The 21,413-nt window shown below is 52.2% G+C and carries 19 protein-coding genes and 1 tRNA gene; 12 read left to right on the plus strand and 8 right to left on the minus strand.

Annotation, left to right across the window (positions count from 1 at the left end; translation table 11 throughout):
- Positions 1-11 precede the first annotated feature (11 nt).
- Entirely contained in the window at positions 12-878 is an 867-nt protein-coding gene (gene yjeJ / locus EGY08_RS12740; RefSeq protein ID WP_087829693.1) for a YjeJ family protein, read from the plus strand.
- Between the two features lie 49 nt (positions 879-927).
- On the opposite strand, the gene EGY08_RS12745 is transcribed toward yjeJ, so the two are convergent.
- From EGY08_RS12745 to EGY08_RS12755, 3 genes are all read right to left on the minus strand, one after another.
- The gene (locus EGY08_RS12745) at positions 928-1,281 is read right to left on the minus strand and encodes a DUF4156 domain-containing protein (RefSeq protein WP_004097909.1); all 354 of its coding nucleotides are present in this window, start codon (positions 1,279-1,281) and stop codon (positions 928-930) included.
- Positions 1,282-1,412: 131 nt separating this feature from the next.
- Positions 1,413-3,059 carry a chaperonin GroEL gene (groL, locus tag EGY08_RS12750; protein ID WP_004128001.1) on the minus strand — a complete coding sequence of 549 codons (1,647 nt, stop codon included), beginning with the start codon at positions 3,057-3,059 and terminating at the stop codon, positions 1,413-1,415.
- A gap of 43 nt (positions 3,060-3,102) precedes the next feature.
- Positions 3,103-3,396 carry a co-chaperone GroES gene (locus EGY08_RS12755; RefSeq protein WP_003855929.1) on the minus strand — a complete coding sequence of 98 codons (294 nt, stop codon included), beginning with the start codon at positions 3,394-3,396 and terminating at the stop codon, positions 3,103-3,105.
- Between the two features lie 234 nt (positions 3,397-3,630).
- On the opposite strand from EGY08_RS12755, the gene yjeH reads away from it, so the two are divergent.
- Positions 3,631-4,869, plus strand: coding sequence for an L-methionine/branched-chain amino acid transporter (yjeH, locus tag EGY08_RS12760; RefSeq protein ID WP_004127997.1), 1,239 nt, complete (start codon positions 3,631-3,633; stop codon positions 4,867-4,869).
- 40 nt (positions 4,870-4,909) lie between these two features.
- Here the strand turns inward: yjeH and EGY08_RS12765 are convergent, their stop codons facing one another.
- On the minus strand, positions 4,910-5,386 hold the full coding sequence (locus EGY08_RS12765; protein WP_004127994.1) for an FxsA family protein: 477 nt from the start codon (positions 5,384-5,386) through the stop codon (positions 4,910-4,912).
- 338 nt (positions 5,387-5,724) lie between these two features.
- On the opposite strand from EGY08_RS12765, the gene aspA reads away from it, so the two are divergent.
- The 7 genes from aspA to EGY08_RS12805 all read left to right on the plus strand — a co-directional run bounded on the left by aspA (position 5,725) and on the right by EGY08_RS12805 (position 13,701).
- Complete coding sequence (aspA, locus tag EGY08_RS12775; RefSeq protein ID WP_004097898.1) at positions 5,725-7,161, plus strand: aspartate ammonia-lyase; 1,437 nt, start codon at positions 5,725-5,727, stop codon at positions 7,159-7,161.
- Positions 7,162-7,279: 118 nt separating this feature from the next.
- On the plus strand, positions 7,280-8,581 hold the full coding sequence (locus EGY08_RS12780) for an anaerobic C4-dicarboxylate transporter (RefSeq protein WP_123828557.1): 1,302 nt from the start codon (positions 7,280-7,282) through the stop codon (positions 8,579-8,581).
- A 94-nt stretch (positions 8,582-8,675) separates the two neighbouring features.
- Complete coding sequence (gene cutA, locus EGY08_RS12785; RefSeq protein WP_004109254.1) at positions 8,676-8,999, plus strand: divalent cation tolerance protein CutA; 324 nt, start codon at positions 8,676-8,678, stop codon at positions 8,997-8,999.
- Positions 8,975-10,744 (plus strand): protein-disulfide reductase DsbD, encoded by a 1,770-nt coding sequence (locus EGY08_RS12790; RefSeq protein WP_004127989.1) that lies wholly within the window; start codon positions 8,975-8,977, stop codon positions 10,742-10,744. The genes cutA and EGY08_RS12790 overlap by 25 nt, the downstream gene beginning before the upstream one ends.
- Before the next feature lie 35 nt (positions 10,745-10,779).
- A complete protein-coding gene (locus EGY08_RS12795) occupies positions 10,780-11,355 on the plus strand; it encodes a transcriptional regulator (protein WP_004871181.1) in 576 nt (191 codons plus the stop codon).
- A gap of 67 nt (positions 11,356-11,422) precedes the next feature.
- On the plus strand, positions 11,423-13,510 hold the full coding sequence (locus EGY08_RS12800; RefSeq protein ID WP_004127983.1) for a DUF1176 domain-containing protein: 2,088 nt from the start codon (positions 11,423-11,425) through the stop codon (positions 13,508-13,510).
- Between the two features lie 115 nt (positions 13,511-13,625).
- Positions 13,626-13,701, plus strand: a tRNA-Phe gene (locus EGY08_RS12805).
- A 628-nt stretch (positions 13,702-14,329) separates the two neighbouring features.
- On the opposite strand, the gene EGY08_RS12810 is transcribed toward EGY08_RS12805, so the two are convergent.
- Complete coding sequence (locus EGY08_RS12810; protein ID WP_049114396.1) at positions 14,330-16,552, minus strand: glycosyltransferase; 2,223 nt, start codon at positions 16,550-16,552, stop codon at positions 14,330-14,332.
- 99 nt (positions 16,553-16,651) lie between these two features.
- On the opposite strand from EGY08_RS12810, the gene EGY08_RS12815 reads away from it, so the two are divergent.
- Positions 16,652-17,461 (plus strand): polysaccharide pyruvyl transferase family protein, encoded by an 810-nt coding sequence (locus EGY08_RS12815; protein WP_123828558.1) that lies wholly within the window; start codon positions 16,652-16,654, stop codon positions 17,459-17,461.
- 34 nt (positions 17,462-17,495) lie between these two features.
- Here the strand turns inward: EGY08_RS12815 and EGY08_RS31070 are convergent, their stop codons facing one another.
- Positions 17,496-18,131, minus strand: a complete 636-nt coding sequence (locus tag EGY08_RS31070; RefSeq protein WP_227635283.1) for a hypothetical protein — start codon at positions 18,129-18,131, stop codon at positions 17,496-17,498.
- A 253-nt stretch (positions 18,132-18,384) separates the two neighbouring features.
- Positions 18,385-18,972 (minus strand): NAD(P)H-dependent oxidoreductase, encoded by a 588-nt coding sequence (locus EGY08_RS12825; RefSeq protein WP_004127972.1) that lies wholly within the window; start codon positions 18,970-18,972, stop codon positions 18,385-18,387.
- A 115-nt stretch (positions 18,973-19,087) separates the two neighbouring features.
- Between EGY08_RS12825 and EGY08_RS12830 the strand changes: the two genes are divergently transcribed.
- Entirely contained in the window at positions 19,088-19,684 is a 597-nt protein-coding gene (locus tag EGY08_RS12830; RefSeq protein WP_049114399.1) for a TetR/AcrR family transcriptional regulator, read from the plus strand.
- Between the two features lie 33 nt (positions 19,685-19,717).
- On the opposite strand, the gene EGY08_RS12835 is transcribed toward EGY08_RS12830, so the two are convergent.
- Positions 19,718-20,500, minus strand: a complete 783-nt coding sequence (locus EGY08_RS12835; RefSeq protein ID WP_004127967.1) for a DsbA family protein — start codon at positions 20,498-20,500, stop codon at positions 19,718-19,720.
- Between the two features lie 223 nt (positions 20,501-20,723).
- Between EGY08_RS12835 and EGY08_RS12840 the strand changes: the two genes are divergently transcribed.
- Positions 20,724-21,404, plus strand: a complete 681-nt coding sequence (locus tag EGY08_RS12840; protein ID WP_004127964.1) for a TerC family protein — start codon at positions 20,724-20,726, stop codon at positions 21,402-21,404.
- Positions 21,405-21,413 lie beyond the last annotated feature (9 nt).

Here is a 21,413-nt window from a genome sequence, read left to right on the forward strand (position 1 = left end):
AGGAGATCCGTATGCAAGGAACATTTATTGGTTTTAATACTGCATCTATTAAATATGAGGACAAATTTTTGGCTTTGATGCTCAAAGTCAAACAGAGTAATCAACTCTGTCAGTCTTATTATCTTCAGGCGCCGATTCTTGCGGATCTCCTGTTAGTTCTGCAGCACAGAATGGCCATCGTCCTGCAGCGCTTAAATGCTGAAGGCGAAAGTTATAAGAATGAACTGGTGGCCTTTAATGAACGCCTTATAGAAAATACACCGACGATCGATATTCCGGAAGTACAGCAGCCCAATCCGGAAAAGCGTATCATGTCGATAACGTTAAAACCCGGCCACACCTGGTCAACGCTCATACTGGTGCTGCAAAATGAACAAATTGCTACGTTGCGCATTGATGATATGCAAGTTGAAGCGCTGCTGGTGGGCATTCAGCAGTCGCTTAAACACACTGGTGATAGCGATCTAATTAATTATTTAACTTCCTCGCTGGAAGGCCTGATGCTATACGCGGTGGATTTAAAGAATACCAGCAGCGTTGATTATCAGCAGTATCTTCAGGATGAATGGAAGCTCAATCTGTTTTCCCATTATCTCGGCGTGTTGTACTGTTGTGACACGGAGGAAGGCCGAAAAATCATCTCCGGCGCAGTGATTAAAACCAACGCCGCTCATCCATCAGAGCAGGAAAATATCGTTGTAATGCGCTTAATTGAGAGAAGCCCAAAGCTGAAAGAAGTGCATACCCAGCGCCAGCCCAGCCAGATTTTTAGCCAAATAATTCCTTCTCAGCCAGGAAAAATGATGACGCTGGAGGAGTGCCTACGTCCTTTGCATGCGTTCTACCAGCAAACTCAGGCGCAAATCAGCAAGCAATAAAAGAGATCAAGCGGGTGCCTCAATTTATGCAAGAGAGGCACCTGTTAACTCAGTTCGGGCACTTATAAACCTGGCCGTTCATTTGGCTATCGGTCGGCACAAAGCTCGACAGCAGATTCTGCGTCGGGCTGCTGACGCCGTAAATCACGTTGCCGCCCATTTCTGCCGCATGGTTACGCAGAGCATTTGCCGCGCCGCGCATAGAGCCGCCTTCATCACCATTCTGCCCGGACAGCCAGTTGCTCTGCGTTCCGGTCGCGGTCCCTAACAGCTGGCATTCAGAACCCGGCTTATCTTCAACAAAGCGTACGTTCTGGCCGCCAGAGGTCAATTCGTTGCTGGAGCTGCAACCTGCTAACAACAATGCTGCGCCGACAATCCCTGCTAAATATTTTACCTGCATGTTATTCCCCACGATCAATGAGCTGGACGCACTGGCCCGGATGTACAACCTTATACTAAAAAGACGACAAAAAGAAAAACCCCCGAGCATTTCTGCCCGAGGGTTCTTTATTTAAGGGGTATAGCGCACGATTACATCATGCCGCCCATACCACCCATGCCACCCATACCGCCAGCAGCACCTAAATCAGGCGCATCGCTTTTCGGCAGGTCGGTGACCATGCACTCGGTGGTAATCATCAGACCAGCAACGGATGCTGCGTACTGCAGAGCAGAACGAGTCACTTTAGTTGGGTCCAGGATACCGAAGTCGATCATGTTGCCGTATTCTTCAGTTGCTGCGTTGTAACCGTAGTTACCTTCACCGGCTTTTACGTTGTTAGCAACAACAGATGGCTCTTCACCAGCGTTGGATACGATCTGACGCAGCGGAGCCTCCATTGCGCGCAGCGCAACTTTGATACCGACGTTCTGATCTTCGTTCTGAGCAGTCAGGCCAGCCAGTTTAGCGGCAACGCGAACCAGCGCTACGCCACCACCGGCAACTACGCCTTCTTCAACCGCGGCACGAGTTGCGTGCAGGGCATCGTCAACGCGTGCTTTTTTCTCTTTCATTTCAACTTCTGTCGCTGCGCCAACTTTGATTACCGCGACGCCGCCAGCCAGTTTAGCTACGCGCTCCTGCAGTTTTTCACGGTCATAGTCAGAAGTTGCTTCTTCAATCTGCTTACGGATCTGAGCAACGCGGCCCTGAATCGCAGCTTCTTCACCCACGCCATCAATGATGGTGGTGGTGTCTTTGTTGATAACAACGCGTTTCGCCTGACCCAGGTCTTCCAGAGTCGCTTTTTCCAGCTCCATACCGATCTCTTCAGAGATAACGGTACCGCCGGTCAGGGTTGCGATATCCTGCAGCATAGCTTTACGACGGTCGCCGAAGCCCGGAGCTTTAACCGCAGCCACTTTAACGATGCCGCGCATGGTGTTCACCACCAGGGTCGCCAGCGCTTCGCCTTCTACGTCTTCAGCGATGATAACCAGCGGTTTGCCAGCTTTCGCTACGGCTTCCAGAACCGGCAGCATTTCGCGGATGTTGGAGATTTTTTTGTCAGCCAGCAGGATAAACGGGCTTTCCAGCTCAACAGCACCGGTTTCCGGCTTGTTGATGAAGTACGGAGACAGGTAGCCGCGGTCAAACTGCATACCTTCAACCACGTCCAGTTCGTCTTCCAGACCGGTACCGTCTTCTACGGTGATCACGCCTTCTTTACCAACTTTATCCATCGCTTCAGCGATCAATTTACCTACGGTTTCGTCGGAGTTAGCGGAGATAGTACCAACCTGAGCAATGGCTTTAGAATCAGAGCACGGTACGGACAGCGTTTTCAGTTCTTCAACAGCGGCTACGACAGCTTTGTCGATACCACGTTTCAGATCCATCGGATTCATACCCGCAGCAACGGCTTTCAGGCCTTCAGCGATGATAGCCTGAGCCAGTACGGTTGCGGTAGTGGTACCGTCGCCTGCAGCGTCGTTCGCTTTAGAGGCAACTTCTTTTACCATCTGCGCGCCCATATTTTCGAACTTGTCTTCCAGCTCGATTTCACGCGCTACGGACACGCCGTCTTTAGTGATGGTCGGCGCCCCGAAGGATTTGTCCAGAACCACGTTACGGCCTTTCGGGCCCAGGGTGACTTTAACTGCGTCTGCCAGTACGTTTACGCCGCGCAGCATTTTCACACGAGCGTCGTTACCGAATTTTACGTCTTTAGCTGCCATTTTATCTTTCCCTTAAATTCGTATGTTCAGTGTCGTTCGCGGATTACGCTTCAACAATTGCCAGAATGTCGCTCTCGGACATGATCAACACTTCTTCATTGTCGATCTTCTCGGATTTTACGCCGTAGCCATCGTTGAAAATGACGATGTCACCAACTTTAACGTCCAGAGGCTGCACGGTTCCGTTTTCCAGGATGCGGCCCTTACCGACAGCGATGATTTCGCCACGAGTTGATTTTGCTGCCGCAGAACCGGTCAGAACGATGCCGCCAGCAGACTTCGTTTCAACTTCTTTACGTTTGACGATCACACGATCATGTAACGGACGAATACTCATTTTGATAGCTCTCCTTTGAGAAAGTCATTATCAGTTATGGATGACGCCGGTCCGCACACGGTTTTCCGGCTAGTGCCCTGAGAGATGGGGATGGGGTTTTCCCGCTTCAAGGGGAAAAGCAAAAAAAAATTTGTCCACGTGCTCAGACGCACACTAATTTGCTGTCCTCACCTGACGTCATAAGCAAAAGCGATTGTGATACCATCCCTTTTTTGCCGGGCGCAAGGTTGAATCATGAGTGGTTTAAAACAGGAGTTGGGGCTTGCTCAAGGAGTGGGGCTACTTTCCACATCATTACTGGGAACCGGCGTTTTCGCCGTTCCGGCACTGGCGGCATTAGTCGCCGGCGATAACAGCCTCTGGGCCTGGCCGGCGCTGATTTTACTGGTGTTTCCCATCGCTATCGTCTTCGCCACGCTGGGCCGCCACTTTCCCAGTGCAGGCGGCGTAGCGCATTTTGTGCATATGGCTTTTGGCCCGCGCCTGGCGCGCGTCACCGGCTGGCTCTTTTTATCGGTGATCCCGGTCGGGTTACCCGCCGCCCTGCATATCGCCACCGGCTTTGGTCAGGCGCTCTTTGGCTGGCACGATAGCCAGCTGCTGCTGGCCGAGCTGGGAACGTTGGCGATTATCTGGTGGGTCGGTTCCCGCGGGGCCAGCTCCAGCGCCAATCTACAAACGCTGGTTGCCGTGCTGATTGTCGCCCTGATTGTCGCCATTTGGTGGCGCGGGGGGATAAACCCAGCGCAGATCCCCTTCCCGGCGCCTTCTGATATCGACAGTTCGCAGCTTTTTTCTGCCCTTTCGGTGATGTTCTGGTGTTTTGTCGGTCTTGAGGCCTTCGCGCACCTGGCCTCTGAATTTAAGCAGCCGGAACGCGATTTCCCCCGCGCGCTGATGATCGGCTTATTACTGGCGGGTTCAGTCTATTGGGCCTGTACGGTACTGGTTCTGCATTTTCACGCCTTTGGCGAAGAGATGGCCGCCGCCGCGTCGCTGCCCAATATCGTGGTGCGCCTGTTTGGCGTGCAGGCGCTGTGGATTGCCTGCGTTATCGGCTATCTCGCCTGCTTCGCCAGCCTCAATATCTATATTCAGAGTTTTGCTCGCCTGGTCTGGTCGCAGGCGCAGTACAAGCCCGAGAGCTATCTGGCCCGGCTGTCGCCGCGACAGATTCCGCGCAACGCGCTGAATGCGGTGCTCGGCTGCTGCGTCATTAGCGCGTTAGGCATTTATGCACTCAATATCAATCTTGATGCGCTGATCGTCTACGCCAACGGCATTTTTATTATGATCTATCTGCTGTGCATGCTGGCGGGCTGCCGTTTGCTTGAGGGACGTTATCGCCTGTTAGCGGCGTTTGGCAGCCTGCTGTGCCTGCTGCTGCTGGCGATGGTGGGCTGGAAGAGCCTTTACGCGTTTATCATGCTGGCGGTACTGTGGTTGTTTTTACCGAAGCGCAGGCTGGCGTAGAGGGGTTCCGGGCCGGAGTAACCGGCCTGGACAATGCAGGTTAGTCGCGGCGATCGTCTTTATGATCGAGACGGTCGCGTTCGTCGTCTTTACGCTGGTATTCGCCTTCAAAGGTATCGCCGCCGCCCGTTCCGGCACTAAACCCGCCGCCCGGCATCCGGCTAAAACGCAGATGCGGCATCAGTTTTAAGGTCAGATGCTTCTGTACCGGAGGTAGCAGCAGCAGCAGTCCCAGGAAATCGGTAAAGAACCCCGGCAGCAGTAACAGCAGACCGGCGATAATCAGCGACACGCTTTTGATCATCTCAGCGGCCGGGCTCTCCCCCGCCGCCATCTTCTGCTGCATCAGCACAAGGTTTTTAAAGCCCTGGTTTTTTACCAGCGATATCCCCACCACCGAGCTGAAGATCACCAGAATCAGCGTCAGCAAGACGCCAAGCACATGGGCGACCTGGATAAAGATCGAGATTTCAATGTAAACGTATAAAAAAACGGCAATTAATGGAATCCAACGCACCGGCGTCTCCTTCATAAACAGACGCCCGCATCGGCGCCCGTAGTCATTGATGTGCTATTCGCATCAGAAAGATGTTGGGCCAAAACGTCACTTTTCAATCGTAAAAAAAGCTTATTTTTTTCAAGATTAGAAAACCGGTGACTCATTTCACAGATTAATAATTCTTATAAGATTCACTACATAATAAGTGATCAGGGCGGCTGATATTCGCTATCATCAGCATATGATCGTGGGCACCGGGCCGATTAAGGAAATAATCTGCGGCCAGAAAATGCGCTAGATCCGATAAATTCTGCGTATTTGGTGAATTCATAGGCAGCTTGAAAGAGAAGGTTCACATGTTAAACAACATTCGTATCGAAGAAGATCTGTTGGGCACCAGGGAAGTTCCAGCTGACGCTTACTACGGCGTCCATACTCTGAGAGCGATTGAAAACTTCTACATCAGCAACAACAAAATCAGCGATATCCCTGAATTTGTCCGCGGAATGGTAATGGTGAAGAAGGCCGCTGCGCAGGCTAACAAAGAGCTGCAAACTATCCCAAAAAGCGTTGCCAATGCCATTATCGCCGCCTGCGATGAGGTCCTGAATAATGGCAAATGCATGGACCAGTTCCCGGTCGATGTGTTCCAGGGTGGCGCGGGCACTTCCGTTAACATGAACACCAACGAAGTACTGGCCAACATCGGCCTTGAGCTGATGGGCCACCAGAAAGGCGAATATCAGTACCTCAACCCTAACGACCACGTTAACAAATGCCAGTCCACCAACGATGCGTACCCGACCGGTTTCCGCATCGCGGTCTACGCGTCCATCCTCAAGTTGATCGATGCGATTAACCAGCTGGGCGAAGGCTTCCAGCAGAAGGCGGTTGAGTTCCAGGACATTCTGAAAATGGGCCGGACTCAGCTACAGGATGCGGTGCCGATGACCCTCGGCCAGGAGTTCCACGCGTTTAATGTTCTGCTTAACGAAGAGACCAAATGCATTCTGCGCACTGCGGAACTGCTGCTGGAAGTGAACCTTGGCGCGACCGCTATCGGCACCCGCTTGAACACCCCGGATGGTTATCAGCAGTTAGCGGTACAAAAACTGGCGGAAGTCAGCAACCTGCCGGTCGTACCCGCGGAAGATCTGATCGAAGCGACCTCCGACTGCGGCGCCTACGTAATGGTCCACAGTTCCCTGAAGCGTCTGGCGGTAAAACTGTCCAAAATCTGTAACGACCTGCGCCTGCTCTCTTCCGGCCCGCGCGCTGGCCTGAACGAAATCAATCTGCCTGAACTACAGGCGGGATCCTCCATCATGCCAGCTAAGGTAAACCCGGTAGTCCCGGAAGTCGTCAACCAGGTATGCTTCAAAGTGATCGGCAACGACACCACCGTCACCATGGCTTCCGAGGCAGGCCAACTGCAGCTGAACGTGATGGAACCGGTGATTGGCCAGGCGATGTTTGAATCTATCCATATTCTGACCAACGCCTGCTACAACCTGCTGGAAAAATGCGTCAGCGGCATCACCGCCAACAAAGCGGTATGTGAAAGCTACGTCTATAACTCGATTGGTATTGTCACCTACCTCAACCCGTATATCGGCCACCACAATGGCGATATCGTCGGCAAGATTTGCGCCGAAACGGGCAAGAGCGTCAGGGACGTGGTGCTTGAACGCGGGCTACTGACCGCAGCGGAGCTGGATGACATCTTCTCTGCGCAGAACCTGATGCACCCGGCCTATAAAGCGAAGCGTTATACCGATGAAAGCGAACAATAGATCTTCAGAGTAGACTTACCACAGGCATGTCAGCGATGACATGCCTTTTTTGTTCTTATTGATTTACTAAATCACAACAACCCAATATCAACTTGTTAATAAAACAAGGAAGGAAAATATGTTTGGTGCAGAACTCGTTATTGTCCTGCTGGCTATTTATCTGGGAGCCAGACTGGGGGGCATCGGCATCGGTTTCGCCGGTGGCCTGGGTGTCCTCGTCCTGACTCTCGCTTTTCAAATTAAACCCGGCGCGATCCCCTTCGACGTTATTGAAATCATTATGGCGGTTATCGCCGCTATCGCCGCCATGCAGGTCGCCGGAGGGATGGACTATCTGGTCAGCCTCGCCGAACGTATGCTCCGGCGTCACCCCAAATACATCACCTTTCTCGCTCCGCTGGTCACCTGGTTTATGACCGTACTTGCCGGAACCGGGCATACCGCATTCTCGACCCTACCGGTGATCACCGAAGTGGCAAAAGAACAGGGCATCCGCCCCTCGCGTCCTCTCTCCATCGCGGTGGTCGCTTCGCAGATTGCGATTACCGCCTCGCCGATTTCGGCAGCGGTGGTCTTTTTTGCCGGCATTCTTGAGCCGCTGGGCGTCAGCTACCTGACCCTGCTGGCGATCTGTATTCCGGTAACCCTGATTGCCGTCATGCTTACCGCCATCGTCTGTAACTTCCTCGGTTGCGAGCTGAAAGACGATCCGATTTATCAGGAGCGACTGGCAAAAGGGGAAGTCAAACTGCGCGGCAGCCAGGTTTTTGAACTGAAGCCGCACGCCAGACGCTCGGTATTACTGTTTCTGATTGGTATCGTCGCGGTGATGTTCTACGCCACCGCCATTAGCGATACCGTAGGCCTGATCCAGAACCCGGTCCTGCCGCGTAACGAAGCGATCGTCGTATTTATGCTGACTATCGCAACGCTAATAAGCATTACCTGTAAAATCGACACCGGTGAAGTTCTCAACGCCAGCACCTTTAAATCCGGCATGAGCGCCTGCGTCTGCGTTCTCGGCGTCGCCTGGCTGGGGGATACGTTCGTCAAAGCCCATATCAGCGATATCCAGACCGTGGCGGGCGACCTGCTGCACAACTACCCGTGGCTGCTGGCGGTGGTGCTGTTCTTCGCTGCGACCCTGCTATATTCCCAGGCCGCGACCACTAAGGCGCTGATGCCCGCAGCGCTGATGCTGGGCGTGAGCCCGCTGACCGCCATCGCTTCATTTGCCGCCGTCTCCGCCCTTTTCGTTCTGCCGACCTACCCAACGCTGCTGGCGGCGGTCGAAATGGATGACACCGGCTCAACCCGCATCGGCAAATATGTCTTTAACCATGCCTTCCTGATCCCCGGCGTCATCGCCATTACGCTATGCGTGATCCTCGGGTTTATTTTCGGCGGTATCATGCTGTAAATCTCTTCAAATTCGGGCCAGATCCTGGCCCGTTTCGTTAATCCTCCCCACCTTGCGTGCTATGGTGCCTCTTTTCGCTGATACGAGGTTCACGATGACTACGCCTGATGCTGTTGTTGTACTCTGTACCGCGCCGGATGAAGCGACCGCCCAGGACCTGGCGGCCAAAGCGCTGGCGGAAAAACTCGCCGCCTGCGCCACTCTCCTCCCGGGAGCGACATCGCTCTACTATTGGGAAGGAAAACTGGAGCAGGAGTATGAAGTGCAAATGCTGCTGAAAACCGACCTTGCCCATCAGCAGGCGCTACTGGACTGCCTGAAGTCTCATCACCCGTATCAAACCCCTGAACTTCTGGTTCTGCCCGTTATTCACGGAGACAACGATTACCTCTCATGGCTCAACGCATCATTACGCTGATCCTGCTGCTTTGCAGCACTTCGGCCATTGCCGGCCTGTTCGACGCCCCTGGCCGTTCGAACTTTGTTCCTGCTGACCAGGCTTTTGCCTTCGATTTTCAGCAGAATCAACACGATCTTAATCTGACCTGGCAAATCAAAGATGGTTACTATCTTTACCGTAAACAGATAAAGCTGACGTCCGCCGATGCGGCGTTTACCGCCCCCTCGCTGCCTGCAGGCGAGTGGCATGAGGATGAGTTTTACGGTAAAAGCGAAATTTACCGCCAGCGCCTGACCGTGCCGGTCACGCTGACTCACGCCGCCGCCGGCGCGACTCTTACCGTGACTTATCAGGGATGCGCGGATGCCGGTTTCTGCTATCCGCCGGAAACCAAAATCGTGCCGCTCGGCAATGCGCTGGCGCGCTCCGACAGCGGCGCTACGGCCGAACAACCAAAGCTCAACCCGCCTCTGCCGCTGGAAACGCGCCCGGCGCTGCCGGTAGAGTCGCCATCTGCTCTTCCTCCCTTAGTCCAGGATAACAAAGGCTCAGATCTCCCTTTTAGCGCGCTGTGGGCGCTATTAATTGGTATCGGCATCGCGTTTACCCCCTGCGTTCTGCCGATGTATCCACTCATTTCCGGTATCGTGCTGGGCGGCCAGCAACGTCTCTCCACCGCCCGCGCGCTGCTGCTGGCCTTTATCTACGTTCAGGGTATGGCCTTAACCTACACCGCGCTGGGGCTGGTTGTTGCCGCTGCGGGCTTGCAGTTCCAGGCGGCGCTGCAGCACCCTTATGTGCTGATCGGCCTGTCGGTGGTGTTTATCCTGCTGGCGCTGTCGATGTTTGGTCTGTTTACGCTCCAGCTGCCTTCGTCGCTGCAAACGCGTCTGACGCTGATGAGCAACAAACGTCAGGGCGGTTCACCCGGCGGCGTATTCGCCATGGGGGCGATCGCCGGATTAATCTGCTCGCCCTGCACCACCGCGCCGCTGAGCGCCATTCTGCTCTATATCGCCCAGAGCGGTAATCTGTGGCTGGGCGGCGGTACCCTGTATCTCTATGCGCTCGGTATGGGGCTGCCGCTGATCCTGGTGACCGTATTCGGTAACCGTCTGCTGCCGAAAAGCGGCCCATGGATGGCCCACGTCAAAACCGCCTTTGGCTTTGTGATCCTCGCGCTGCCGGTCTTTTTACTGGAGCGTATCGTGGGCGAACCGTGGGGCCTGCGGCTGTGGTCGCTGCTGGGCGTCGCCTTTTTTAGCTGGGCGTTTATTACCTCGCTGGGCGGCACGCGCCCCTGGCTGCGTATCGTGCAAATAGCAATGTTCGGCGCTGCGTTGGTCAGCGCCCGTCCGCTGCAGGACTGGGCTTTCGATGCGCCGCTCGCCCAACGGCAGGCCCATCTCCAGTTTACCCGTATCCATAGCGTCGATGAGCTCAATCAGGCGCTGGCGCAGGCGAAAGGTAAACCGGTGATGCTCGACCTGTACGCCGACTGGTGCGTGGCCTGCAAGGAGTTCGAGAAATACACCTTCACCTCACCTGAGGTTCAACAGGCCCTGAAAGAGACCGTTCTGCTGCAGGTTGATGTCACCAAAAATAGCGCGCGGGACGCGGCGCTGCTGAAGCATCTCCAGGTGCTCGGCTTGCCCACCATTCTGTTCTTCAATGAACAGGGCGAGGAGCTGCCCGCGCAGCGAGTCACCGGATTTATGGATGCCGCGGCATTCAGCGCCCATTTGCGCGATCGACAACCGTGAGCGACACTGTAGGAGGAAAAATGGAGGAAAAGACCGTGCAACGTGAAGATGTCCTGGGTGAAGCCATCCAAATCCTCGAAATCGAGGGTATCGCTAACACCACGCTGGAAATGGTCGCCGAGCGCGTGGCTTACCCGCTCAATGACCTCAAACGTTTCTGGCCTGACCAGGAAGCGCTGCTGTACGACGCGCTTCGCTATCTCAGCCATCAGGTCGATGCCTGGCGCCGCCAGCTTTTACTGGACGAGTCGCTAAGCGCAGAGCAGAAGCTGCTGGCCCGCTACGCCGCACTGACCACCTGCGTAAGCAACCATCGTTATCCCGGCTGCCTGTTTATTGCCGCCTGTACTTTTTATCCGGACCCTCAGCATCCAATCCATCAGCTGGCCGAACAGCAAAAGCAGGCTTCACTGGCCTATACCCACGAACTGCTTAGCCAGCTGGAAGTTGACGATCCGGCAATGGTCGCGAAGCAGATGGAGCTGATCATCGAAGGCTGCCTGAGCCGGCTGCTGATCAAACGCAGTCAGACGGACGTCGATACCGCGCGTCGCCTGGCTGAAGACATTTTACGTTTTGCCCAGTGCCGTATGGGCGGCGCCCTGACCTGATTCCGATATCTTAACTGATTCATCGCGCATATAATTCCCCTTCATCGATATGCTGACAGGGTTTGATATGCGCTCTCTTCTTTGGCTTGCCACCATGGGGCTGTGTTCGACGCCGCTCCTGGCAGCCTCTCCGCAAGGCTTTTCTTTCGCGCATAAAGACTGGGAGCTCGCCTGCGACAACACCGGTACCTGTAGGGCCGCCGGCTATGGCGCCACCATGGGCGAAGTCAGCGTTCTGCTGACCCGCAATGCGGGCGCGGCGCAGCACGTCATCGCTGTCGCGACCTTCGCGCAAACCGAACGCGATATTCCTCCCGACGCCGCGGTAAACCTGTTTATTGACGATCGGGATCACGGTCCACTTGACGTCGCCGACGAGAGCCACTTTCGCTTCGATGATACCCAGACGGCGGCCCTGATTCAGGCCCTTGAGCACAACGGAAAAATTGAGCTGGCGCTTAACGGCGAGCGTAAGACGCTTTCCGACGCAGGCAGCAGCGCCGTATTTTTGAAGATGGATGAGTTCCAGCGGCGCCTGGGCACTGCCGATGCGCTGTTACGCCAGGGCGACGCCGGTGATGACAATATTTTATCGGCAGCGCCCGCGCCGGAAATCATCGCCGCGCCGGTGGTTCACGATGCCGCTACCGCGCCGCTGCCGGCAAAGCAGCGGCAGAAACTCCTTCCCCAGCTTGTCCCGCTCCTGAACAGTCATTGTGACGACTGGCAAAACGCGGATATCCCGGCGTCTGAGCGCCAGCTCACCGCAATCCCGCTGGACAAAAACCACACGCTGATTCAGGCCCTGTGCTGGCGCGCGGCCTATAACGACGGCTATGCAATGTGGGTTGTGGACAAAGGGTTCATGACCCCGCCTCAGTTGGTCACTACTGACGCCTCCAGCTATGCCGATGGCGTACTCACCTTTTTCAATAAAGGCCGCGGTATCGCCGACTGCATCAGCGGCGAAGAGCGCGTCTGGGACGGCAAAACGTTTGTCCAGAGCCTAAAGTACACCACCGGTGACTGCCGGGAAATCGCTCCCGGCGGCGCGTGGATGCTGCCCACCTTTGTGAGCCAGGTTATCCCAAAGCAGCAGAAAGATGCCGATAACAACGCGCTGAAAGCGTTATACAACGCGGTGTTAAAAGAGCAGAAGGTCAATCCTGAACTGGATCTGAATAAGATCGCCGAGCAGTTTCCTCTCAGCGGCAACGTCAGCCATTTTACGCTAACCTACGCGGACGACTCTCTGGTCTCGACGACGAAACCTTCCGCCGATATCAGCGATGATGAGTGGCAGACGTTTCTCCAGTCCGATATCAGCGCCGACTCCGAAAACGGCAAAGTCAGCTTTACCCTGGTCGACCTCGACGGAGACGGTAAGCGTGATTTAATCATCGACAGCTACGTCGGCGGTACCGGACTCTTTAGCTATACCGGAATATTAAAACGCAGCGACGATGCTTTTGCTGCGGTCAACAGCGATGATAGCGGCAACGGCGATGATTTTGACGCAGGCGTTCCCGGCGCGCTCTACTCTCTCAACGGCCGCGGCGCCAACCAGTGGAGCCATTGGGTACGCATTAATGGCCAGGTTTATGCGCTCTGGTACAACGGCCAGTTTGGCGAAGATAATCTCTATCTCTTGCGCCCGTTTGGTCCCTCAGGCAGTACGCCGGCAGTGACGATCCGCTACCGCTACACCCTTAACGACATTCGCTCGCCGGAAAAAGACCAGCCCCTGACGCCCGCGCTGAATGAGCGGGAAAAATCAGACCTGCTGAAGTCACTGGAAGTGATGCAGAGCAGCCTGCTCAAGGATAAGCCGCAGAGCGACAATGACGCGCCGATTTGCCCTATTCCTCCGGGCACGTCGTCCGATGACGCGGAAAACTACTACAGCGGCGTACCGTCGAACTATATCTATGAAACCGTGGCGTATATCCCGGTTTGGCTGAACGATAAATGTTTTATCGGCACCATCTTTAGCCACCACGGCGCCTATCGCCACGGCGTCGACGCGGAAATCACGCTCAGCTCGCCGCGTGATGATGAAGATATCGTTGGCGACTACACGATCTCCGGATTGCGCCGCGCTATCTCGGTGACCAGCGGCTGGAAAATCCGCGAAGGCGACAACGGTATGATGTAATTTTCAGCAAAAAAGCGCCTTTGGGCGCAGAATTGCCGCAAAGTTAAGCAACCGATAGATAAAACGAGAAATTTGATTGACGGGGCGTACGGATTACGGTTTAATGCGCCCCGTTGCCCGGATAGCTCAGTCGGTAGAGCAGGGGATTGAAAATCCCCGTGTCCTTGGTTCGATTCCGAGTCCGGGCACCACTATTTAAAGAACCCAGCCTATGGCTGGGTTTTTGCTTTTCTACGACCGGACTCTCCATCGAACTACGTTCGATTATTCGCCGCACAGCGGCTCACCCCTTCGGGGCCAGCGCGACAAGCGCGCTGTTCAACGCCTGCGGCGTTAGTCCGAGTCCGGGCACCACTATTTAAAGAACCCAGCCTATGGCTGGGTTTTTACTTTTCTGCGACCGGCCTCTCCATCGAACTGCGTTCGATTATTCGCCGCTCGGCGGCTCACCCCTTCGGGGCCAGCGCGACAAGCGCGCTGTTCAACGCCTGCGGCGTTAGTCCGAGTCCGGGCACCACTATTTAAAGAACCCAGCCTATGGCTGGGTTTTTGCTTTTCTACGACCGGACTCTCCATCGAACTACGTTCGATTATTCGCCGCACAGCGGCTCACCCCTTCGGGGCCAGCGCGACAAGCGCGCTGTTCAACGCCTGCGGCGTTAGTCCGAGTCCGGGCACCACTATTCAGAGAACCCGCCTAAAAGCAGCCTAATCGCGGAATAAGCAGACGTTGGTATTCGGGGGGAGTTGAGTACGTCGGACAATTAAACTTCATTAAAACTATTTTTTGCGGAGCTCTTTCGAGCTCCGCGGACGCTGCTATTTCAACAGGGATTTAACTTTCCTGCCTACCCGACGAACCAGACTTCTGCCTCTGTTTGCCCCCTGAACATGAATCGCTTCATAAAGAGCATTAAAGCGATCGTGGGCCCAGCCGTCCCTTTGCTGAGAAATCAGACCATCAATCTTATTATTTAAAAGCTGTAGTTCATTACTGACTGAGTGGCCGCCATTGATGCTGCGCAGTCGGCTCACTTCATTCTCCAGCTCATGAATTTTTTCGAGGTAAGCAGGAATCAACCCCATCGCATAGTTATATTTCACATTCTCATCCATAAATGGACGGAAACTGCGATAGTTGTTTTTGCTCTTATTTCCGCTTAACAACATTCCGGAGTTTGCTACTCTGTACCAAAATAGCGGCTCAGGAACGATTTGCAGTTTATAACCATTTAAAGATATTTTTGCAAAAAACTCCCAATCTTCATGACCTAAACCGTAATCTTCAGTAAAGCCACCGATGTGGTCGAAAGCTTCTTTCCTGATCAGGGCATTAGCATCGCCAAAGCAGTTACTAAAGCTGGCAATATTTAAATCAGGTCCTAACGGAAGCCAGCAGTGCGTCATTTTACGGAATGGCGAAGGGAACTCCTCACCAAAAATGAGATCGCTTGGAGTGGTTAACACATCGGCACCGGAGTTTAAAGCTGCCGTGACAAATGTCTCAACCTCAAAAGGTTTAGCGACATTATCATCATCCATAAACATCAGATATTCACCGGAAGCATGTCGCGCAGCCAAATTTCGTGCTGCACCGAGGTAGTTATTAGAACTGCGGATGATTTTCCAACCTCGGGCGTTAAAGTCGTTCTCGATTAGATTCAAATAACGATGAGATTCTTCTTTTGTGCTTCCATCATCAACTAAAATAACTTCAATATTTTGGTACGTTTGCGTTTTTATTGAGGCCAGCGCCTGCTGGAGCAGATGGTGACGATCGAAATGAGTAATACATACGCTCACTAACGGGCGATTGGATTCATCAATTTTCTTGAAGACACAGTTATCTTTTCTTTCAATCGCGGCAAACCACGCTGCCTGGATATTTTCTTGTGAGTCAACCAGTCCGGGTTTGATGTTTATATTTTTTAAGCGATAGTGAATTTTACCGTATAAATCAACCGGCGTTGGGGTAAACAAAACTTCGGCATGATGCTCCTGCGGAATAAGCTCTGGAATCCCTCCGACGTTTGAGGCGAGGAAGTTAACGTTATTAATCAAGCATTCATAAACGGTATACGGAGAGTTTTCAACGAGCGATGGGATGATGACTAATACATTTTTTCTTTTTATATATTCGTTCGCATTGGTACGGTCATAATCGCTGATGATATTGACTGCCAGACCCAGATTTTTGGTCTGATTCATGATATAGGTAAATGAATCAATTTTACCCAGCGTGACGTTTTTCCCGAGGAAAGTTACACCAGAGATCGTTTCTTTATCTTCGTCAGAGAGTTTTCTTAATGCGCGCAGGAAGATATCGAGCCCTTTACGGGTTTCAAGGCGGCCGAAAAATACAAGCTCAACGCCTGAGGCGGTTTTTTCATTGGTTTTAACGACAACGTCACTTCTCTTTTCAAACCCTTGAAATGGCTCGCAATTTAAAATAACGTGGCGTTCTTCAGGAACATTCCAGTGTTTACTCAACATCCAGTCAATTAAATACTGAGAAGGACTAACGACTTCATCAGCCATCTCAACAACCATTTTTTCCATATAATAGAGTTCAAGGTGATTCTGATCATATGGGAGCTGGTAGTTACCTTCATCAGCCCATAACGTTGAGCTATGGGTATTGACAATGAATTTGGTATGTTCAAAATCAGTGCCATTCTTTTTACTTAATAAAGCGTAATAAAGATCTGCCTGCCATTCACAAGAAATAATCGTGTCATAGACATTATTTTCTTTCAGCCAGAGCAAAATTGAGTAACTTTTTCTTCTAAAATAGGGGGCGTCGATATTAATTTCTTTAACCAGCCCGGTACTCAGCAGATTAATACCAAAGGTGCTATAAATACGTGACCAATCGCTAAAAGTTGATGCAGATGACTCCGAATAGTCACCACATGTATACAATACATCGACATCATACCCCTTTTTTGCCAAAGTAGTGGCAAGGGCAGTGAAAGCAGTACCAATGCCGCCGTTACGGACAGGCCCCTCTATGTCCGGCGTCATTATAAGAACTTTTTTCATTGTGATCTTTCCTTAGTAAACTAGACTTTTCTATAATAATGAGTGAGTTGAAGTAATATTAAGATAGCAATCAATAGCTTCTGTTAAACAGGATAAAAAATGACCAGTGCAGAGTTAAAATTTGATTTATTTCTAAAATCCTATCATCCATCTCATCGATTTGTCTATAAGGCAAACCCCGGTAACGCGGGTGATGGCGTGATTGCATCGGCAACGTACGATTTTTTCGAACGAAATGCGCTTACTTATGTTCCTTATAGGGCCGATGAGCACTACAGCCCCGATACCGATATTTTAATTTTTGGCGGCGGAGGAAACCTCATCGAAGGGTTATATGCTGAAGGCCGTGATTTCATCCAAAATAATATTCATAAATTTCATAAAGCAATCATTATGCCTTCGACAATCAGAGGGTACAGCGATTTATTCACCAACAACATCGATAAATTAGTGGTATTTTGCCGTGAAAATACCACTTTCGATTATATTAGATCTCTTAACTACGAGGCAAACAAAAACGTATTCATTGCTGATGACATGGCGTTTTATCTCGATCTTAGCAAATATCTGTCCCTTAAACCTGCCTATAAACAACAGGCAAATTGTTTCAGAACAGATTCAGAATCGCTGACAGGAGATTATAAAGAAAACAATCATGATATTTCGCTCACATGGAATGGCGACTATTGGGACAATGAATTTCTGGCACGAAATTCTACCCGATGCATGATTAACTTTCTTGAAGAGTATAAAGTCGTTAATACCGACAGACTGCATGTAGCAATTTTAGCTTCTCTGCTCGGGAAAGAAGTCAACTTCTACCCTAACTCGTACTATAAAAATGAAGCCGTTTATAATTACTCACTGTTGAATCATTACCCAAAAACGTGCTTTATCACTACCAGCTAAAAAATGCAGCGTATATTAATACGCTGCTAAAAAGTCACATAACCTTTACAGCATTATCAATTATTGCCTGCCAGCCTTCACGTGAGTATTCATTTGCACGACTATAGTCGGCGAATCTATCAATGGCCCCAACAAAGAGATTATCCGTTAATTTCGTTATTTCACCTGGCGTTGAATTTCCCGCATCGCTTTTAACATAGAGTATTTTACTGTTGCCGTGCTTCTTGAACTCGTTTGCAAAAGCCAGTACAACATCATCAAGGTTATTGCCATTGCTTTTTACGACAAAAATTTTATTCTCATCAGCAAGGCTGTTCTTAAATTTATTTATCAAGTAATTAATCTTATCCATTTCCCTCGTATAAATAAGATCATTTTCCTCTTCGCTATAACGCCAGACCCAGCCATCATCTTTATTATCGCTATACATTTCAGTATGAAAACAAATATCATGCCGTTGATCAAGTACCATATCCTGCCAGAAGGGCGTCAGATTTTCATAAACATACAAATCAGCAAAATCAGATTCGATTAACTTTAGAAGTGCATGATAGTTTTTTATTAAAGTCCAACGAAATAAGCTGCCTTCATCATAACCTGACTCTCTTAGAAAGAAAGCAAACTCACAATTATCACCGAGACTTTCGAAACGCTGTAAATTATTTATCATTGTTTTCCAGAGGGGGAATGGAAGGATTATACAATAAGGCATCTCTCGCTAACACCAAAATGTCGGCAGATCCAGTCTGATCAGGGCCACATAACTCGATGAATACACGGCATATCAGCATTAGGTGCCCTCGCAGGATTAGCACCCATTCTGTCCCGACATGGCGAACATAAGCCATTGATAATATATTTTTTCAGGCCGGGCTCGGATAAAGACGCCCGGCGGAAACCCCGGCTCGGGAGCGAAACGAACCTCAGGCAAACATCTTTCTTCCCAGCTGGCGCCCCGCCTCCAGATGCGCCTCCGCCGTTTTCAGGTCCGGCAACAGCAGCATCTGCGAACTGGCTACCGTAGCCCCGCAGTAATCAAAAATGCCGTGGACAATTTGCGCATTAAAAGCATCGGTAAACCCGTGCTTGTCATACGTTTGTCGACTCGCTGCGCCTAATGCCACCAGATGTACCCGCAGGCGCCCCAGCTTCTTCACGACGTTGCCGTCGGCGGTCTCCTCATACGCCCAGCCGTTTGAAAACACGCGGTCAATCCAGCCTTTCAGCAGCCCCGGCATCGACCACCAGTAAATGGGAAACACCAGCACCAGCGCATCGGCGTTATCGATTCTGGCCTGTTCAGCGGTCGTATCGGACGGCGTAGCGCCGGTTTGCAGAAAGGCGGCAATATCCGGTTCGGCAAAAACCGGGCTAAAGCCTTCCTGGGTTAAATCGGCAATTTCAGCGCTGTGATGTGAACCGGATTCGGCAACCCCCTGCGCAATCGCTGTCGCAACGCTGTGAGTCAGAGAAGTATTAAGAGGATGAGAAACCACGATTAATGCATGCATGAAGGATACTCCAGTTGCTATACAACGATATTGGACGTAGTCTTATATACTAACAGTAACCTACCAATAGTAAGTTACCTTTGGTATATAAGCATGTCAACGGGAGAATGCTTCTATGTCTGAACCACTCGTACGGCAGCGTTTAACGCGAGAAGAGCGGCACAAACAGCTGATTGATGTTGCCTGGCAGATTATTCGCCAAGAAGGGACCGATGCCCTGACGCTGGGTTACCTGGCGACGCAGGCGGGGGTCACTAAACCGGTGGTATACGATCATTTTGACAGCCGTTCGGGACTTTTCGCGACGCTGTATACGGAATACGACCAGCGCCAGACGGCGCGAATGGATGAAATTCTGCGCAATACCGAACCGGACGCGGATAAACTGGCCGCGGCGATCGCCAACGCCTATATCGAGTGCGTGCTGCTTCAGGGGCGCGAGATGCCGAGCGTCATGGCCGCGCTGGCCGGGACGCCTGAGCTGGAGAAGATCAAACAAGAGTGCATCGCCACCTTTACCGGAAAATGCCGGGACTATTTTTCTCCGCTTTGTGAGAGCGAGAATCTCAGCGAGGCGGCCATTCTCGCCATGCTCGGCTCCGCCGACGGATTATCGGCCGCGGTCGTGAACGGCGTCATCACCGAGCAGCAGGCTAAAGATGAGCTCTTTCAGGTTATTATGTCGATGCTGCAACGCTGCTGTCATCGCTAAATCGCGCCCGCCATCCGGCGGACGCGTGGATTATCAGCCGCCCGCTTTCTTGATCGCCGCATCCAGCGAGGCTTTATCCGCTAGCCCCGGGAACACGGTGATCGTCGCTTCCGTGGCGCCGGTAGTCGGCATCACGATAACTCCCGGCGTCCCACTCAGACCAATTTCCTGCGCCAGCTGATTGGTGCTTTCCAGTGCCGGCTCAACGTCCGCCGCTTTCCCGGCATCGAAATTCACTTTCTTCGCCTGCTGCTGGATGTCGGCAGACGTCAGCTTGCCTTCGTTATGCCCGGTGGAATAGATCCCGTTATGGTAGGTGAGATAAGCCTCTGCGCCCTTCTGCTGATAAATCTGCAGGCCGGTTTTCGCCGCCTCAAGCGAGGTTTCCCAGCGGCTGCCAAAAATCGGCCACTCTTTAAATGCAAAGCGGGTCTGCGGGTTCTCTTTAATCACCTGTTCCATTACCGGCGCCAGACGACTGCAGTAAACACACTGATAATCGAAGAATTCAATGACCGTAACTTTGCCCTCTTTCGGACCGTAGGTTGGCGTATTTTTATCCTGGGTCAGCGCAGCCGCATTCTTCAGTACCGCCTGGGTCGCGGCGCTGGCCTGCTGCTGTTGTTGAATTTGCTGTAGCTTCTGGCTAGCCTGCAGCAGCACTTCCGGGTGCGCGACTAAGTAATCCGCGGCGATTTTGCCAATACGGGCCTCTTGTTCAGGCGTAAAAGTCGGCGCATCAGCAGCGGTCGCCATAAGCGGAAACAGGGTAGCGCTAATAAAGGCAAATGTGAGTAAATTCTTATGGCCGGGCATGTAGTTAGTCCTTGCGATAGGTGAACGGCAGATGTATTTCTGCGAACAAAATATCATCCTTTGCCTGCGAATCATTGCCGGACCATGCAATGATTGGTAACGATATTTTTCAATAACTCGCTGCGCGCGGTCTCTCTGGAAGGTGGTCAGGGTGCCCGAACGAGAGTACGCTTCGCCCCTGCGTTTTTCTGTAGGTTTTCTTTTGTGGTTCGATGAGTTGGGTATGAATGAGTTTTTTAGTCAGTGGGACGTGGCGGTTATTCTGCTGCAAATTATTGCTATCGATCTGTTATTGGGCGGCGACAACGCGGTGGTGATTGCGATGGCCTGCCGTAAACTACCACCTCAGCAGCGTACCAAAGCGATTATCATCGGTACCGTCGGCGCAATAGCGGCACGCGTGCTGCTTTTAGCCATCGCGATCTATTTACTCTCATTGCCGTGGCTTAAAGTGGTCGGCGCGCTGATGCTACTGTGGATTGGCATCAAGCTGGTGACCAATCAGGAAGAAGAGAGCGACGTCAGTAGTTCCAGCAGCCTGTGGCGTACCGCAGTCACCATTACCGTTGCCGACGTCATTATGTCGCTGGATAACGTACTGGCGGTTGCCGCCGCCGGGAAAGGCCATCTGCTGCTGGTCGCGCTGGGCGTATTAATCAGCATTCCGATTATCGTCCTCGGCAGCAAACTGGTGCTGGCAATCCTTAACCGCTTCCCGTCCGTGGTGATGCTGGGCGGTGCGCTCATCGGCTGGATAGCCGGTTCAATGATGGTGACCGATGTGACCATCATTCATCTGTTCCCCAACGCACCCGCCGCTCTCCCACTGATGGGCGGAACCATTGGCGCAGCGCTGGTGCTACTCGAAGGGCTACGCAGAAACCGCAGGCGCTCCAGCGAATAGCTGGCGTTC

This window comes from Klebsiella sp. FDAARGOS_511 (assembly GCF_003812845.1).
Classification (GTDB): Bacteria; Pseudomonadota; Gammaproteobacteria; order Enterobacterales; family Enterobacteriaceae; genus Klebsiella; species Klebsiella grimontii.

Bases quoted from the DNA above. Each gene is read 5' to 3' on its own strand.
- yjeJ (WP_087829693.1), top strand. From the start codon at position 12: ATGCAAGGAACATTTATTGGTTTTAATACTGCATCTATTAAATATGAG.
- EGY08_RS12745 (WP_004097909.1), bottom strand. From the start codon at position 1,281: ATGCAGGTAAAATATTTAGCAGGGATTGTCGGCGCAGCATTGTTGTTA.
- groL (WP_004128001.1), bottom strand. From the start codon at position 3,059: ATGGCAGCTAAAGACGTAAAATTCGGTAACGACGCTCGTGTGAAAATG.
- EGY08_RS12755 (WP_003855929.1), bottom strand. From the start codon at position 3,396: ATGAGTATTCGTCCGTTACATGATCGTGTGATCGTCAAACGTAAAGAA.
- yjeH (WP_004127997.1), top strand. From the start codon at position 3,631: ATGAGTGGTTTAAAACAGGAGTTGGGGCTTGCTCAAGGAGTGGGGCTA.
- aspA (WP_004097898.1), top strand. From the start codon at position 5,725: ATGTTAAACAACATTCGTATCGAAGAAGATCTGTTGGGCACCAGGGAA.
- EGY08_RS12780 (WP_123828557.1), top strand. From the start codon at position 7,280: ATGTTTGGTGCAGAACTCGTTATTGTCCTGCTGGCTATTTATCTGGGA.
- cutA (WP_004109254.1), top strand. From the start codon at position 8,676: ATGACTACGCCTGATGCTGTTGTTGTACTCTGTACCGCGCCGGATGAA.
- EGY08_RS12790 (WP_004127989.1), top strand. From the start codon at position 8,975: ATGGCTCAACGCATCATTACGCTGATCCTGCTGCTTTGCAGCACTTCG.
- EGY08_RS12800 (WP_004127983.1), top strand. From the start codon at position 11,423: ATGCGCTCTCTTCTTTGGCTTGCCACCATGGGGCTGTGTTCGACGCCG.
- EGY08_RS12810 (WP_049114396.1), bottom strand. From the start codon at position 16,552: ATGAAAAAAGTTCTTATAATGACGCCGGACATAGAGGGGCCTGTCCGT.
- EGY08_RS12815 (WP_123828558.1), top strand. From the start codon at position 16,652: ATGACCAGTGCAGAGTTAAAATTTGATTTATTTCTAAAATCCTATCAT.
- EGY08_RS31070 (WP_227635283.1), bottom strand. From the start codon at position 18,131: ATGATAAATAATTTACAGCGTTTCGAAAGTCTCGGTGATAATTGTGAG.
- EGY08_RS12825 (WP_004127972.1), bottom strand. From the start codon at position 18,972: ATGCATGCATTAATCGTGGTTTCTCATCCTCTTAATACTTCTCTGACT.
- EGY08_RS12830 (WP_049114399.1), top strand. From the start codon at position 19,088: ATGTCTGAACCACTCGTACGGCAGCGTTTAACGCGAGAAGAGCGGCAC.
- EGY08_RS12835 (WP_004127967.1), bottom strand. From the start codon at position 20,500: ATGCCCGGCCATAAGAATTTACTCACATTTGCCTTTATTAGCGCTACC.
- EGY08_RS12840 (WP_004127964.1), top strand. From the start codon at position 20,724: ATGAATGAGTTTTTTAGTCAGTGGGACGTGGCGGTTATTCTGCTGCAA.